The 15510-nt window shown below is 43.6% G+C and carries 14 protein-coding genes; 5 read left to right on the top strand and 9 right to left on the bottom strand.

Annotated features, from left to right (window positions below; genetic code table 11):
- Positions 1–96 precede the first annotated feature (96 nt).
- Positions 97–744 carry a PAQR family membrane homeostasis protein TrhA gene (gene trhA, locus H9647_RS03815; protein ID WP_191798311.1) on the bottom strand — a complete coding sequence of 216 codons (648 nt, stop codon included), beginning with the start codon at positions 742–744 and terminating at the stop codon, positions 97–99.
- Between the two features lie 77 nt (positions 745–821).
- Positions 822–1937 carry a non-hydrolyzing UDP-N-acetylglucosamine 2-epimerase gene (wecB, locus tag H9647_RS03810; protein WP_191798309.1) on the bottom strand — a complete coding sequence of 372 codons (1116 nt, stop codon included), beginning with the start codon at positions 1935–1937 and terminating at the stop codon, positions 822–824.
- 231 nt (positions 1938–2168) lie between these two features.
- Here wecB and H9647_RS03805 point away from each other — a divergent pair, with 231 nt between their 5' ends.
- The 5 genes from H9647_RS03805 to H9647_RS03785 all read left to right on the top strand — a co-directional run bounded on the left by H9647_RS03805 (position 2169) and on the right by H9647_RS03785 (position 6064).
- The gene (locus tag H9647_RS03805; RefSeq protein WP_191798307.1) at positions 2169–3194 is read left to right on the top strand and encodes a glycosyltransferase; all 1026 of its coding nucleotides are present in this window, start codon (positions 2169–2171) and stop codon (positions 3192–3194) included.
- Positions 3106–4440 (top strand): glycosyltransferase family 2 protein, encoded by a 1335-nt coding sequence (locus H9647_RS03800; RefSeq protein ID WP_191798305.1) that lies wholly within the window; start codon positions 3106–3108, stop codon positions 4438–4440. Before H9647_RS03805 ends, H9647_RS03800 begins: the two co-directional genes overlap by 89 nt.
- Positions 4437–5450 carry a polysaccharide pyruvyl transferase family protein gene (locus H9647_RS03795; RefSeq protein WP_191798303.1) on the top strand — a complete coding sequence of 338 codons (1014 nt, stop codon included), beginning with the start codon at positions 4437–4439 and terminating at the stop codon, positions 5448–5450. The genes H9647_RS03800 and H9647_RS03795 overlap by 4 nt, the downstream gene beginning before the upstream one ends.
- 21 nt (positions 5451–5471) lie before the next feature.
- Positions 5472–5795 carry a hypothetical protein gene (locus H9647_RS03790; RefSeq protein WP_191798301.1) on the top strand — a complete coding sequence of 108 codons (324 nt, stop codon included), beginning with the start codon at positions 5472–5474 and terminating at the stop codon, positions 5793–5795.
- Between the two features lie 65 nt (positions 5796–5860).
- Positions 5861–6064, top strand: coding sequence for a hypothetical protein (locus H9647_RS03785; RefSeq protein ID WP_160036466.1), 204 nt, complete (start codon positions 5861–5863; stop codon positions 6062–6064).
- Positions 6065–6304: 240 nt separating this feature from the next.
- On the opposite strand, the gene ftsY is transcribed toward H9647_RS03785, so the two are convergent.
- The 7 genes from ftsY to fabD form a co-directional block, all read right to left on the bottom strand.
- Positions 6305–7312 (bottom strand): signal recognition particle-docking protein FtsY, encoded by a 1008-nt coding sequence (ftsY, locus tag H9647_RS03780; RefSeq protein WP_191798299.1) that lies wholly within the window; start codon positions 7310–7312, stop codon positions 6305–6307.
- A 32-nt stretch (positions 7313–7344) separates the two neighbouring features.
- A complete protein-coding gene (smc, locus tag H9647_RS03775; RefSeq protein ID WP_191798297.1) occupies positions 7345–10914 on the bottom strand; it encodes a chromosome segregation protein SMC in 3570 nt (1189 codons plus the stop codon).
- A 280-nt stretch (positions 10915–11194) separates the two neighbouring features.
- Complete coding sequence (gene rnc / locus H9647_RS03770; RefSeq protein ID WP_225229021.1) at positions 11195–11887, bottom strand: ribonuclease III; 693 nt, start codon at positions 11885–11887, stop codon at positions 11195–11197.
- 13 nt (positions 11888–11900) lie between these two features.
- Positions 11901–13139: a beta-ketoacyl-ACP synthase II gene (fabF, locus tag H9647_RS03765; RefSeq protein ID WP_191798293.1), complete on the bottom strand. Its 1239-nt coding sequence runs from the start codon at positions 13137–13139 to the stop codon at positions 11901–11903.
- A gap of 204 nt (positions 13140–13343) precedes the next feature.
- A complete protein-coding gene (acpP, locus tag H9647_RS03760; RefSeq protein ID WP_160036471.1) occupies positions 13344–13577 on the bottom strand; it encodes an acyl carrier protein in 234 nt (77 codons plus the stop codon).
- Positions 13578–13697: 120 nt separating this feature from the next.
- Positions 13698–14447: a 3-oxoacyl-[acyl-carrier-protein] reductase gene (gene fabG, locus H9647_RS03755; RefSeq protein WP_191798291.1), complete on the bottom strand. Its 750-nt coding sequence runs from the start codon at positions 14445–14447 to the stop codon at positions 13698–13700.
- A 43-nt stretch (positions 14448–14490) separates the two neighbouring features.
- The gene (gene fabD / locus H9647_RS03750) at positions 14491–15432 is read right to left on the bottom strand and encodes an ACP S-malonyltransferase (protein WP_191798289.1); all 942 of its coding nucleotides are present in this window, start codon (positions 15430–15432) and stop codon (positions 14491–14493) included.
- Between the last annotated feature and the right edge of the window lie 78 nt (positions 15433–15510).

Genomic DNA, 15510 nt, shown 5'->3' with positions numbered 1-15510 from the left:
ATAATTCATATTTCATGCAAATCGTCTGTAAATAATCTTCATTTTCAACTGTTCATTTACAGAAAATCATTCTCTTATTCGTAATTTCAGAGCTACTTATCTAAGCGGTGTTAGATAGATGAAAATAGCGAAGAAATGAAGAACACTGCCTGCGAGAACAAACAAATGCCAGATCGCATGATGAAAAGGGAATCCTCTCCATACATAAAATAGGGTTCCGAGCGTGTACATAAGACCGCCCACTACCAGTAGTACCATTCCGCCATAAGGCACCGTTGCCACAAGAGGTCCCCAGGCAAGTACAATCAGCCACCCCATCGCGAGATAAAATAAAGTCGACATAAAGAGAAATTTCTTTGTGAAAAATGCTTTAAATGCGACTCCGAAAAGAGCAACTCCCCAAATGATGCCAAAGAGTGTCCATCCCAATGTACCGCGTATAGCAACCAGCAAAAAGGGAGTATACGTCCCCGCAATAAACAAGTAAATAGAGGAATGGTCAAAAATCTCAAACAGATCTTTGGCTTTTCCCTCTTTTAATGCATGCACCATCGTAGAATTAAAATACAAAAGCAACATCGAAATCCCATAAATCGTAAAACTGACAACATGCCATGCTGTTCCGTTTATGCTTGCTGCCACAATAAGCAGCACGAGTGCTGCCACGCTGAGTACAGCCCCAATTCCGTGTGTTACGGCATTTACTACCTCTTCCCGGCGGGTATAAGTGTAAGTGTTAGCCATTCAATCATTCCTTTCCAAAACCGTGTTACCTATCCATATAGTATACTACGATTTCCCTCGCCGTTCATCTTTCCCATTTATTGTTTCTTGAAATACTTTAAAATAATCTCCGCTATTCGGTCTGATGCATAACCATCCCCATATGGGTTTCTCGCTGATGCCATTTTCTTATATTTCTTTTCATTACTGAGCAAAATCTGAGTCTCTTTCTTTACTCTTTCATAATCAGTTCCAATACACCGCAGGGTCCCTGCTTTGACTCCCTCTGGTCTTTCCGTTTTCTCCCGCAGCACTAAAACCGGCTTTCCTAAAGTTGGTGCTTCTTCCTGAATCCCTCCTGAATCTGTAAGTATTAGATAAGAACGACTCATCAGATTGTGCATATCTACTACATCCAGGGGGCTCGTGAGATGTATTCTCTCTTCCCCACCTAACATTTCATAAGCCAGATTCTTAACAAGCGGGTTCGGATGGACTGGAAATACCAGCTCGATCGTTTTATCATTGCTTACAATTTCCCTAAGTGCACCAAATACTTGTTCCATCGGTAAGCCCCAGTTCTCACGCCTGTGCATTGTCATGAATATCATTCGGCTTTCCGGCTGAATTTGATCCAAAAGTGGGTGATGGTAGTTGTTTTTAAGCGTCCATCTCAGCGCATCAATAGAAGTATTGCCTGTTACATAGACATGCTCTTTTCGATTCTCGCGGGCCAGCTGCTGTGCCGACAAGGGAGTTGGAGCAAAATGAATGTCTGCCATTCTTCCAATCCATTCCCGGTTCATCTCTTCAGGATATGGTGCATATTTGTCATACGTACGCAGCCCTGCTTCCACATGACCAATCGGTATTTTTGCGTAATAAGCGGTTATAGCTGCTGCAAAAGCGGTAGATGTATCACCGTGAACAAGCACCAAATCATAAGCTTCCTGCATAACCGGTTCTAGGACTTGTACTAAATGCGCAGTGAGCGAAGGCAACGTTTGGGCATTTCTCATCACGCTTAGTTCAATGTCTGGCTTCATATCAAAATCATTCATTACTTGATCGAGCATCTCCTGGTGTTGCCCAGTTACACAAACCACTGGGTCAATACCTGGTGTTCTTTGTAAGGTTTTAATAAGCGGAGCCATCTTAATCGCCTCAGGTCTAGTTCCAAAAACAATGAGAACCCGCACTGAATTCTGTTCCATGTAATCAAATCCCCCTATGAAATAACGATCTGTTACACCCCTCGCAAGGGGAGAAAAGTTGTCCTTCATTTCTTTTATATGTAAATTGGCAATTTAGCGAAATGGACAGATCCTCTAATATATTGTTTTTATATTGAATTTTCCGCACATCGAACTAGGTTATCTGCCGTTTCTATTAATCTAGCGCTGAATAAGCTGATATAGAGTTTGCAAAGGAGGTATTACGATTACATGGCGATTATCATTTACCCTAAGACGATGAACTGGACTTTTATGAAACAGCGCCCTCAACAGCTTATGACAGAACTTGGGGCAAGGGGACATCATGTGTTCTTCGAAAATTTGGCTCCGATGACAAGTGAACTCACCGAGATCGAACCCGGAGTTCATCTGTTCACGGATCATCATGCTTTTGTAAAAAGACATTTGGCCAAGCTCCGAAAAGATCATCCTGTTGTCGTATGGACCACTTGGGCTAAACAAAGAACGAGACTGCTCGCTTTATATGATCCTGATGCGGTCATTTATGACTGCTGTGATGAATTCCCTCACTGGGCCAAGTATGAGCACCGCATGGTAGAATCCTCAGATCATTTAGTGGCCACAGCGGAGACCATCCGAACGCGCTTGTCACTTGCATACCCGGAAAAGCCGATTACCCTTATCCCGAATGGCGCTGACTCAAGCATGTTTGATGCGGGCTCAGTCCCAAGACCGCATGATCTTCCGAGTGGTCCTATTGTAGCTTACATCGGAGCATGGGCTTATTGGGTCGATCATGAACTTTTTGCTAAGTCAGCGGAAAGGTATCCCAATGTACAGTTTGTATCCATTGGTGCTCCTTATGGAGACATACCGGGATATAAATCTCTACCCAACGTACACATCTTAGGTGAAAAACCCCATCATGAATTAAAGTGGTATTTACAGCATATCGACGTTGCTGTTATCCCTTTCTTATACCATCCCATCACCCTGGCAACGAATCCTGTGAAAGCTTACGAATATATGGCAACTGGCGTAAAAGTGTTATCCACCGCACTGCCAGAATGTATTCACATGGAACCTCATGTCACGACTGCGACCACACATGAAGATTTCATCACTAAATTAGGAAAAATGCTGAACGAACCAGAAGATCCTTCCGCAAGATTAGCTCGGATTGCATATGCCAGAGAAAATCGTTGGACCCAAAGAGGGGCAGCAGCCGATGTTGTTATCCGTCAAACCCTCGTTGCCAAAGGAATCTATGAGTAAGACAGCAATATCTCATTTTTTTTACAAAATGGCGGGACCTAATTACTTCAAACTCATGTCACAGTCCGAATGCCTTGCTGACAAGTTATTCATAGAGCTTAATAAAGAACTTGAAGAGCATCCCTGTGCAGAATGGTTGTTATGGTCTAATCAAGGAGTCCACCTCTCTACCACTCAAGAGATTAAGCTATGCCATATACTTATTCACCTGCCGAACAAGGTTCAGTGCGTCGTTTATACTGTGCCAGGTAGATCTGAATATTTCTTCTTTCGGAAAAGCATGTTTGCTCCTTCCTCTGATCTAAAACTCGCACCCTTACCTTCTGCCCACTGGTTAGCCTGGGAACTGCAACAATTGTGTCAAGCAAGGTCCACATGCAAATATCTATGTTCGCAGAATAATACTTTCACTAATATGCCTCTGACCCCTGCACTAAAAATAGACTCCTCTCACGGCTCCATACTTCCAGTTATACAGCGGACTGTTCCATTATCTGCTCAACAGCATAGTGTTCAAAATATCGGTTTTAGATCCTCTTTTCCACTTGTGAGTATTCTGCTTAGTGTACACAATATGGTATCTACCATTGGCTGGTCCATTCGCTCTGTCCTTGCGCAGTGTTATCCTCACTTCGAACTACTGATCGGGGACGATGGTTCGACAGACCAAACCGCTGAGAAGGTATCTGCAATGGATCATGATCATCGGATCCGGATACATCGCTATGCTACAAATCGAGGAAAAGCCTTTGTGCTCAATGACTTGCTTCGTGAAGCTACGGGTACGTATGTTCTAGAACTAGATGCAGACGACTGGCTCCCTCCAGGCGCTCTTCATTCGCTCATCATTCTGATGGAACAGAATCCCTGCGCTGCCCTTGGTACAGGAACAAGCCTTGTATGGAGAAAAAACCGAAACGGCCATATTAGCTTGCGCGGTCAATCCAGCTTTGAAGGAACACTCGAGACCGATACCCATGCTTATCCACCCGTACCTAGAATCTATCGCACTGAACACCTGAGAGCAGTAAGGGGATGGACAGAATACGATGGTCTCTATGGAAGAGTTTTTGAAGATATAGAAGTCTGTAGAAAACTGTTAACTAAATATGAATTTGCTATAACAGAAGAGATTGTCTACCACAGAGTTGTCCATACAAGGAGCGTCAGCCAACAGAATCTGCACCAATATCAAGCATGGAAGCAAAACCGGTTTCTTTATGAAAAAGGAGGTGAATCCACATGAGAATCGCAGCGAGCGGTTACTACGGTATGGGCAATTTCGGAGATGATCTGTTTTTAAGAACGTTACAACAAGCCTTTTACAGACATCATCTATTTCCTTGGAACGGTTATATCGACCCTCGTGAGGTGGATGCTGTCATCATTGGCGGCGGAGACCTCATTACACCTTATAAATTCAGTAATTATTATTTCCCTAAAGTGTTGCAGCAACATCCGATGTGGTTGTACGGGGTAGGCATTGTGGATACGTATCCGCCCGAAACATGGCCTCAGGAAGAGATCGATAATCACCGTGAATATATTCAACATGCAAAAAGAGCTGTTTTTCGAGATAAAACTTCAGCGGAGCTTGCTGGTATCGGGGGATTTCATGATCATCCAGAGGTAGCTCAGGATATCGTATTTGCTTACCAGCAGCATCCGTTTCCGATTCAGCGTTTTTCATCTAAAAAAACAATCGGGGTTTGTCTCTTCTCCTATCCTACATTCCCTTTTGAAGAAATGACCCGCCTGCTTCTTAGACTAAGTCGTCAAAATTATCATGTTGTTCTTATCCCTGTGGTCAACCATCCAAATAACCGTTTTTCCGATTACAGTACTTGTAAAAGGCTTGAACAAACGATCAAAGAATCAGATCCTCAGGCATCCATCCAAACTATATCTCTTCTGCTTGAAATCGACCTTACCTACAACATCATCCAATCTATGGATTATTTAATCAGTTATAAACTTCACCCCGCGTTAGTTGCCCTGCGGGCAGGTGTACCTGTTCTTTCTATGAGCAAAATGGGCAAGGTCAAACATTTACTCCGTCGTTTTCATTTGGAACATTACTATTGTGACTATTCCGTACCGTTTACTTCGCTAGATCCTTTGATCGAGCGTTTTCTTAAAGATGGTCCGGCCGAAGTTCAGGCCAATCTACCGCTTATACGCAGGGCAGAACAAGAAAGCACTGCAGAACTAAAGCAGCTTGTTCAAGATCTTGAACAGACAATAAAAAGTAAATAATGAATCAAGGAGGCCAAACCCATGTGTTTTCTATTTTGCAATTGCCGCCGGCTTGCGGCACAAATTCAGCGACTCAAAGAACGAGTAGAGGAACTAACGGCTAAAGCTGATTTATTGCAGGACCGTTTATCTCAACTGGAATCGGAGGTTCGCTCGGGGCTTACCGTAAATCTAGAACTCCAAACCTTTTTCGAATCCAAGATAGGCCGAAATATCAGTATTAGTACGACAAGCATTACGGTTATCGGCACCGTGCTTGCTGCGGGAGTCGATGCCGTCGAAATTCGTGAAAACACGGGGGATATCGTTATTATTCCTTATAACAATATATCTGTAGCCCAATAAGCATGAGCGTCGCCTGAAATAAAAAGAAGCAAGCTAAAAATTGAAATCGTAAAGGAGAATGATTGATGAATTTCAGAGATATGGTTCGCGGCTTTTTAGGGAGTGAAGTTGAAATCCTAACATCGAATGATTATCTAGATGGTATCTTGGTTTCTGTCGATGAGACGACGCTGATCCTTCGCGTTCCTCCCATTATTTATGGACCTCCGGGAGATCTTGCGTTTGTACCCCTTTCATCTGTGGAACTCATCCGTATTCTTGCTGCCTAGCTTACCCGTATAAGTTATCTAATGAAAACGATGAAATAAAGATATGACCAATATGACCGAGATCATAAATGGGATTGCAGTTCAGATTGATAAATGGATTGCAGTTCCGCAGCTATATAAAATAAAAAAACTGCAGGCAAACTAGTTTAAGCTAGTTTGTCTACAGTCTGAGATCGGCTCCTTCATTGGAGTCCGATCTTTTTTGATATGCGAAAAATAAAACTCTGTCTTTTACAGATTCTACTCTTCCTTCTCTTCTTTATCTTCGTCGGTTTCTTCTTGAATCAGGCCCGCAAATAGCGCATGAACAAATTGATCAGAATCAAATGGCTGCAGATCATCCGCTTTCTCTCCAAGACCGACCAGTTTTACAGGGATGTCCATCTCCTGACGAATGGCAATGACGATACCACCTTTTGCTGTACCATCCAGCTTCGTGAGAACAAGTCCTGTCACTCCGCTTTTCTCACCAAACAATTTAGCCTGACTAAGGGCATTTTGTCCGGTCGTAGCATCAAGCACCATAAGTACTTCATGCGGAGCACCTGGGATCTCGCGCTGAATCACACGGAAAATTTTGTTGAGCTCTTCCATCAGGTTTGATTTGTTCTGAAGACGTCCCGCAGTATCACACAGCAACACATCAACATTCCGCTGTTTTGCTGCTTTCACTGCATCGAACATGACCGCAGCAGGGTCTGATCCGGCTTGTTGTTTGACAACTTCTACTCCAGCACGTTCTCCCCAAACTTCCAGCTGTTCAATCGCACCTGCTCTGAATGTATCTCCCGCAGCAAGCATTACTTTTTTACCTTCCTGTTTGAAGCGGTGTGCGAGTTTACCAATTGTCGTTGTTTTGCCAACGCCATTAACCCCTACGAAGAGAATAACGGTAATCCCATCTTTGTTCATGTTCAGTGCATTGTCTTGTTCGGACCGAAGCAGAGCTGTCAGTTTCTCGGAAAGTACAGGCTGAAGTTCCGCAGCATCTTCGATCTTGCGTTTCTTCACTTCTACTCTCAGATCATCGATCAGGTCCATCACCGTGTTAACTCCTACATCCGCACCGATTAGAATCTCTTCCAATTCTTCATAGAATTCCTCATCGATTTTTTTGCGGCGGATCACAAGGTCCGATACCTTTTCAACAAAGCCCTTCCGTGTTTTTTCCAGGCCATCTTTAAATTTATTTGTAACCGTTTCTGTTTTGGTTGAAATACTCTCTTTTAATTTTTTAAAGAAACTCATACGTTCCCTCCACCTCAAAAATACGTACTTTGTTATACGATAACCGCTTCTTCATCTTCCAGTTTGACAGAGACAAGCTTGGACACTCCGCCTTCTTCCATCGTTACCCCGTACAGCACATCGGCTTCTTCCATCGTACCTTTACGGTGAGTTACGACGATAAACTGCGTCTGTTCAGAGAATTCGCGTAAATACTGGGCAAAACGAACCACGTTCGCTTCGTCAAGCGCAGCTTCTACTTCATCTAGTACACAGAAAGGAACAGGACGCACATGCAAAATAGCAAACAATAAAGCCATCGCGGTCAGTGCGCGCTCCCCTCCAGATAGAAGCTGAAGATTTTGAAGTTTTTTACCCGGAGGCTGAGCAACAATATCGATCCCTGTAGTCAGCAGTTTATCCGGGTCAATTAAGACGAGATCTGCACGTCCTCCGCCAAACAGCTTGGAGAATACCGTACCAAATTCACGTTTAATCGCATCAAACGTCGTTTTAAATCGTTTGGACATCTCATCATCCATCTCTTTGATGACTTGATAGAGTGTCGTCTTCGCCTGCGTTAGATCATCTTTCTGTTCACTAAGGAAAGTATAACGCTCATTCACACGTTCATACTCCTCAATCGCACCTAGATTTACTTCACCAAGCGCTTGGATATTTCGTTTCAGCTGCTGTACGGCAGCCTTGCTTCCCTCGATATCTTCAGGAATATCATAGCTCTGTTTAGCCAGCTCGTAAGAAAGCTCGTACTCATCATTGAGCTTTTTCAAAATATTATCAAGCTCAACATCCAAACGATTTACGCTAATTTCGGTTGTTCTCAGCTCGTCTTCGCAAGTCTTGAGACTCTGACGCTGTTCTCTCGTCTCATTCTCTTCCTGCTCAAGCTTTTTAATGAGCTGACTGCGAGAAGTACGTTTGAAATCAAGCTCTCTTGAAGCTTCCTCTTTTTTCAGCTTGTACTGATTGAGTGCTTCCGTCTGCTTAATACTTTCCTCTTCATTCGTTTTGAGGTCAGCTTCTACCGAAGCAAGGAGCGTACGATTGCGATATCGTTCTTTATCCACATTTTGATACTCACGTTCAAGCCGGCGTACCTGCTCTTCAAGGGAGAATCTTTCTTGGTCCAGCTTACCTTCCTTCACTTTTAAGATGGTAAGCGAGTTTTGAAGCTCTTCCTTGGCAGACTCATTCGCCTTACGAGCGAATTCAGCCGCCTGTATCGCCTGATGCGTTGCTTTCTCTTCATCTTCCAGCTTAGATAAGTTCTCAGCTGCTTTAGCGCGTGTCTGTTCCAGTTCTTTTATTTCATCTGCAAATCCTGTTTTCTCTTGGCCCGCAGCTTCGACCTGAGTAAGAACATGATCAAGTTCATGTTGCAGCTGCTTTAACTCCAGAGATGCTTGTTGTTCCTCAGATCGCTTGTCATCTCCATTTTGACGAAGGGTATCCAGGCTAATCTGACATTGTTCCATTTGTACTTTGGTCTCTTCCAGATCACGCAGGAGTTTGCTGATTTGACTTTCCGTTTCCTGAATATCGAGATCCAGCTGCTCGAGCTGACGTTTACGAGATAACAGACTGTTATTTTTACGGTGCTGACTTCCTCCCGTCATCGAACCGCCCGCATTAACCACATCACCATCCAAAGTAACCACACGGTAACGATACTGGCATTTCGCCGCAATTCGGTTTGCATCCTCAAGGCGTTCTGCAATGATGACATTACCGAGCAAACTGCCTACAATGGCTTCATACTTGGAATGATATTCAACTAGACTCGCACCGATTCCGACAAAACCATCTTGCGCCTCTACGACAGCACGATCAGCTGCGCCAATCGTTCTTGGACGAATGACATCCAGCGGCAAGAAGGTAGCTCTACCTAGTTGACGCTGTTTTAAGAAAGAAATCGCTTGGCGTGAAACAGCTTCATTCTCCATGACAACATGCTGTAGTGAAGCTCCCATCGCCGTTTCAACAGCTAGTTCAATTTTTTCCGGTACTTTAATGAGTTCTGCTACCGCACCGTGAACCCCTTGCAAGACGTTTTTACGAGAAGCTTTAAGAACCTCTTTGACACCTGTCATAAAGCCATCAAAATCATCCTGCATTTCCTTCATCGTATCGCGTCTTGAGACTTGGGCTTCACGTTTCTGTTCCCATTTCCGTATGGTAGACTGGCTCTCGGAGTACCGTTTTTGAAGAGATTGATAACGTTCACTCTCCGTAATATAGCCTGTACGTAATGAAGTGATCTCCTTACCTAACTTTTGGATGTTTTGCTCAAGGAGACCTTTTCGTTTTTGCAGTTCATCTCTTTTCTCTTCCCACTTATCCGATTCTTCATCAGCACGATTTAAACGACGCTCAATCGATTCTTTTTGCTGATCAGCATAACGAATCTCATTACGGGCCTGTGCCATCTGATTCATCAGCTCTAGAAGATTACCTTTTAGGCTTTCTTCTTGTTCCTGGCTGATTCCGCCCGTCACACCGACAAGCTTCGCTTCCTCCGCAGATAAGGTCTCCCGCAGTTCAGCAAGTTCTTGCTCAAGCAGCGATAGTTTGAGTCTAAAGTTATCGAGTTCTTGCTCTCGTTCCACATAACGCTCTTCATTTCCATTCAGAGAGCTTAGCAACTGTTCTTTGTTAGCTAACAAGTTTTTTAATCTCTCTTTTAGAAGTTCACGATATCCTTCACTTTTCTCTGTTGCTTCACTATAGTGAAGCAGTTCTCCTTGAAGGCGTTCCACAGCCGCTTCGACTTCACGAAGCTCTGTACGATCCTGTTCGAGAATTGCATCGTGATTCGATACGATCGTCGATAATTCGAGCTGTTTTTCTTTGAGCGAAACTAGGCGCTCATTAGCCTCACTCCATGAGGAATGAATTTGCTCAATTTGATATACGTACAAGGAAAGTTCTTTTTCCTTAAGTTCATTTCTCAATTCTTTATAATGAAGCGCTTTTTGAGACTGCTCCCTGAGGGGACCAATCTGATCTTCAAGTTCAGTCACAAGATCGTGAATACGCAGTAAATTCTGCTCCGTATCATCCAGCTTGCGAACAGCATCTTTTTTACGAGACTTATATTTCACAATGCCAGAAGCTTCTTCAAAAATCCCACGACGATCCTCAGAACGCGTACTCAGAATTTCTTCAATACGGCCTTGGCCGATAATGGAATAGGCTTCTTTCCCGATTCCTGTATCCATGAACAGTTCTGTAATATCTTTCAACCTGCATGGTTGCTTGTTTATAAAATACTCACTATCCCCACTTCGATGAACACGGCGGGTTACCGTAACTTCACCAAAATCAAGTGCGAGTACATGGTCTTGGTTATCTAAAGTTAAAGAAACTTCAGCGAAATTAACCGCTTTACGAGTATCACTTCCGGCAAAAATAATATCTTCCATCTTGCCCCCGCGGAGTGACTTAGCACTTTGTTCACCCAGTACCCAGCGAATGCCGTCGGAAATATTACTCTTCCCACTCCCGTTGGGGCCAACTACTGAGGTAATACCCTGAACAAACTCCATCTCCGTACGATCAGCAAACGATTTAAAGCCGGACAGCTCTATACGTTTTAAATACATCTATCTTGACACCTCCATGCCTTACCACGGTCCATAAACGGGTATGTACATCCGTTCTTTATTTTAGGGGAAACATCCTATGAAGTCCATGTCTTCCCTATGGAAGAACACACACCTAACTGCATCCATTCCTCAGTAAGCTGATCCAAAACTTCATTCAACAAAAAGAAGAGCAAAAAGCAGTCCATCCCCCATGTTCAGCAAGATACTTCATACTTAAGCGGGCTGCTCTTTGCTCTTCGTTTGTCAAAATTCAGGTTTACGTACAAGCAAACCATCTTTAAGGAAGTTTCAATGTGTTCAAAGCAAGCTGAGCTGCTTTTTGCTCTGCTTCCTTTTTCGATCGACCGGTACCTCGGCCCAGTCTTTGGCTACCCATATATACCTCTGAGACAAACTCCCGCTCATGAGCAGGTCCTCTCTCTTCCACAATCCGATACTCAAGTACACCCATATTATGATGTTGCGTAAGTTCTTGAAGCTCTGTCTTGAAATCGGTAAGAGCGAGTTCTCCTTCAATCACAAGACCGGCAAATATATGTTTACCTAAAAACTGCTTGACCGTATCTAAACCTTGATCAAGATACAGGGCACCAATAAACGATTCAAAAACATCGGCTAAAAGTGCAGGACGGGTTCTCCCCCCTGTAAGTTCTTCTCCTTTACCCAAAAAAACGTACTTGCCAAAATCCAATGCTTCAGCGAATTTGACGAGCGAGGGCTCTCGTACAAGAGCTGCCCTCATCTTTGTCAATTCGCCTTCTGGACGGTTCGGATGTTCATTATACAAAAACTCCGATACCGTTAGCTCCAGTACAGCATCTCCTAGGAATTCAAGTCTTTCGTTATCCTGACTGTGACTGAATCTATGTTCATTCACATACGAAGCATGGGTAAAGGCCTGTTTTAACAACGGACGGTTGTTAAACTCGATTTGAAGTTTGCGCTCTAATTGTTTCAGATCTGCATTCAATCGAACTGACCCCTTATGATTCATATTTTTTGAGAATTACGGTTGCATTGTGACCACCAAAACCAAAGGAATTGGAAAGCACATAAGTAAGTTTCGCTTCGCGCGGATGATTTGGTACATAATCTAAATCACATTCAGGATCTGGGTTGTCCAAGTTAATCGTTGGAGGAATCGTTTGGTTCTGTAGTGCAAGAGCACAAATAACGGCTTCTACACCACCCGCAGCACCAAGCATATGACCTGTCATTGATTTCGTAGAGCTCACTGCAACTTTATAGGCATGATCGCCCAGTGCAATCTTGATCCCTTTTGTCTCGGATTTATCACCAACAGGTGTTGATGTTCCGTGTGCATTAATGTAATCCACTTGATCTGGCTGAATTCCGGCATCCTTCATCGCCATCTTCATGCTGCGTGCTCCGCCGTCTGGGTCCGGATCTGTCATATGTTTTGCATCAGCTGACAAACCGTAACCTACAACTTCACCATAAATGCGAGCACCACGTGCAAGAGCGTGATCCAGTGATTCCAAAATAAGAATTCCGGCTCCTTCACCCATTACAAAACCATCTCGGTCGATATCAAATGGACGGCTCGCTTTTTCCGGCTCATCATTGCGTGTAGACATCGCACGCATAGAGTTAAACCCTGCCATCCCCGTTGGACGAATGGTTGCTTCCGCACCGCCGCAGATCATTGCTTCTGCGTCACCACGCTGAATCATGCGCATAGAATCGCCAATGGAATGACTTCCTGTTGCGCATGCCGTTACTTGTGTTGTATTCGGACCTTTTGCACCAAGTGAGATAGACAATTGTCCTGAAGCCATATTCGCGATCATCATCGGAATGAAGAACGGGCTCACTCGTTTGGGTCCTTTTTCAAGAAGAATATTATGCTGATCTTCCCAAGTTCCAAGACCACCGATACCGGAGCCTACAGAAACACCAATATGCTCAGCATCAATATTTTCACCAATTTTAAGTCCGCTATCATTCAAAGCCATCGAGCCAGCAGCAACTGCGAACTGGACAAAACGGTCCATTTTACGAGCATCTTTCCGCTCCATATAATCCTCAGGATTAAAATCTTTAATGGATGCAGCAATCTTGGTGTTATAGTCGGTTACGTCAAAAGCTTCCACAAGAGAAACTCCAGATTTACCTTCCATCAAGCTGTTCCATAATTCATCTAGATTCTTCCCGATTGGGGTCATGACACCCATACCTGTCACTACAACTCTACGACTCAAATCAAATTCACCTCTATATCGACTGCATAACGGCGAGCGTTACACTAGTTAACAGATTTTAATGTAATGAAACCCATTTTATACACGTGTCAGATAACAAACACCTATAAAATGGGCTTCTTGTTGGCCTTAAGCCTTATGGTGCATTTAGGAGAAGAAGTCCCGCCTATGCGATAGGCGCAAGCGCGGGACTTCCAGGGTGACTTAGGTATGTGATTGTATGTAGTTTACAACTTCACCTACGGTCGTGATTTTCTCTGCATCTTCATCAGAGATCTCCATATCAAACTCATCTTCGAGTTCCATAACCAATTCAACAACGTCTAGAGAGTCAGCACCCAAATCATCTTTGAATGATGCTTCTAGCGTTACTTCAGCTTCATCAGCGCCTAAACGATCAATTACGATGCGTTTTACGCGTTCCAATACGTCGGACATTTCCGGTTCACCTCCTCTTTCGTATTATACGAGAATAACTAGTAAAATGCCATAGACCCTACATGTCTCTCTTCAAATCGTCTTATAGAAAGGTTTCTATGACTAAAAGAATTAGGCAGGTTACATATACATTCCGCCATCAACATGCAGTGTTTGCCCTGTCATATAGGAAGCCGCTTCGGATGCAAGGAAAGTAACAACCCCAGCAATTTCCTCTGGCTGACCCAATCTGCCAAGCGGAATATTTGTCATCATGCCCTCTACAATATCAGAAGATAACTCCTGTGTCATTTCTGTTTGAATAAAACCAGGTGCAACACAGTTTACTGTAATTCCACGAGAAGCTAGTTCTCTGCTTGAAGATTTGGTAAGACCAATAACTCCTGCTTTCGCAGCCACATAATTGGCCTGTCCTGCATTTCCTAGTACTCCAACCACAGAAGATATATTAATAATTCGGCCATAGCGTTGTTTCATCATTGGGCGAGTTACCGCTTTTAGACAATTGAACACGCCTTTAAGATTCGTCTCAATAACTTGGTCGAATTCTTCCTCTTTCATTCGCATAATGAGGTTATCCCTTGTAATTCCAGCATTGTTAACCAGAATATTGATTTTTCCCCATTGTTCGATGACTTGCTTCACCATTTGGTCAGCTTCTGCAGTTATCCCGACATTCGCTTTAACCGCGATTGCCTGAACCCCTTTTGCTTCAATCAGCTTCACCACTTCCGCAGCAGCAGCCTCGTTACCTGCATAATTCACAGCAACATGACAGCCCGCATCAGCTAAGGCAAGGGCGATACTGCGTCCAATCCCTCTAGACGCACCTGTAACAAGAGCAATTTGACCTTTGAGTGATATAGACATCTCTTGTGTACCTCCTTTCCTCAAGTATCATCAAACTTGATGTTTATGAAAGTTCAGCAGCCAATAAATTCAGGCTTTCCAAATTGTTCACATTATAAAGCTTCAAGGACTTGTCTACTTTCTTAATTAGACCTGTTAACACATTACCAGGGCCAATTTCGATAAATGTATCCACGCCTTGTTCTACAAGATATACGACCGTATCTTCCCATTTAACAGAGGAATAAACTTGTTCGACTAAAAGATTCTTAATCTTCTCTGCGTCTGTCACCGGTTCTGCAGTTACATTAGCAATAACAGGAACAGCTGCATCATGCAATGTAACTTGAGCTAAGCGTTCTTGCAGCTTCTCTGCCGCACCTTTCATCAGAGAGGTGTGGAAAGGTCCACTGACAACAAGAGGGATCGCTCTTTTTCCGCCTGCTTCTTTTACACGCTGAACGACTTCATTTACACCATCCTGTAACCCGGAGACAACAATTTGTCCTGGTGAATTAAGATTCGCCAGTTCAACCAAGTAGTCCTCCCCTTGCGAAGAAATCTTAGCACAGAGTTCAGCCAAAGCTTCTCGTTCTGCACCAAGGACCGCTGCCATGGCACCGCGTCCACCAGGTACTGCTTCCTCCATAAATGTTCCTCTTGCACGAACAATGGATACCGCATCTTGAAACGAAATAACACCAGATGCAACAAGCGCGCTATATTCACCAAGGCTATGACCTGCCATATAATCGGCGGTAATGCCTTTTTCCCGCAATGCTTCATAAAGTGCAATACTCGCTGTCAATAGTGCAGGCTGGGTGTTTTTTGTTTGTTTCAAATCCGTATCTGGACCTTCAAATACTAACGTGCTCAGTGAAAATCCAAGTGCTTCATCTGCTTGTTTAAAAATAGCTTGGGATGCGTCTACGTGATCGTATGCATCTTTTGCCATTCCTACAGACTGGGAACCTTGTCCAGGAAATACAAAAGCAATTTTGCCCATACTAGATTCAAAACTCCTTTCGTCCAATTACTAGAGTTAAAGAAAATATAAATAAATTATATTAACTGTATCATTTCA

The sequence above is a fragment of the Paenibacillus gallinarum genome (assembly GCF_014836635.1).
GTDB classification, from domain to species: domain Bacteria; phylum Bacillota; class Bacilli; order Paenibacillales; family Paenibacillaceae; genus Paenibacillus; species Paenibacillus gallinarum.
The sequence above is the reverse complement of the archived record's forward strand: the minus strand, read 5'-3'. Positions and strand labels throughout refer to the sequence as shown.

Excerpts from the sequence above, each read along its gene's own strand:
- trhA (WP_191798311.1), bottom strand. The coding sequence starts at position 744 with ATGGCTAACACTTACACTTATACCCGCCGGGAAGAGGTAGTAAATGCC.
- wecB (WP_191798309.1), bottom strand. The coding sequence starts at position 1,937 with ATGGAACAGAATTCAGTGCGGGTTCTCATTGTTTTTGGAACTAGACCT.
- H9647_RS03805 (WP_191798307.1), top strand. The coding sequence starts at position 2,169 with ATGGCGATTATCATTTACCCTAAGACGATGAACTGGACTTTTATGAAA.
- H9647_RS03800 (WP_191798305.1), top strand. The coding sequence starts at position 3,106 with ATGCCAGAGAAAATCGTTGGACCCAAAGAGGGGCAGCAGCCGATGTTG.
- H9647_RS03795 (WP_191798303.1), top strand. The coding sequence starts at position 4,437 with ATGAGAATCGCAGCGAGCGGTTACTACGGTATGGGCAATTTCGGAGAT.
- H9647_RS03790 (WP_191798301.1), top strand. The coding sequence starts at position 5,472 with ATGTGTTTTCTATTTTGCAATTGCCGCCGGCTTGCGGCACAAATTCAG.
- H9647_RS03785 (WP_160036466.1), top strand. The coding sequence starts at position 5,861 with ATGAATTTCAGAGATATGGTTCGCGGCTTTTTAGGGAGTGAAGTTGAA.
- ftsY (WP_191798299.1), bottom strand. The coding sequence starts at position 7,312 with ATGAGTTTCTTTAAAAAATTAAAAGAGAGTATTTCAACCAAAACAGAA.
- smc (WP_191798297.1), bottom strand. The coding sequence starts at position 10,914 with ATGTATTTAAAACGTATAGAGCTGTCCGGCTTTAAATCGTTTGCTGAT.
- acpP (WP_160036471.1), bottom strand. The coding sequence starts at position 13,577 with ATGTCCGACGTATTGGAACGCGTAAAACGCATCGTAATTGATCGTTTA.
- fabG (WP_191798291.1), bottom strand. The coding sequence starts at position 14,447 with ATGTCTATATCACTCAAAGGTCAAATTGCTCTTGTTACAGGTGCGTCT.
- fabD (WP_191798289.1), bottom strand. The coding sequence starts at position 15,432 with ATGGGCAAAATTGCTTTTGTATTTCCTGGACAAGGTTCCCAGTCTGTA.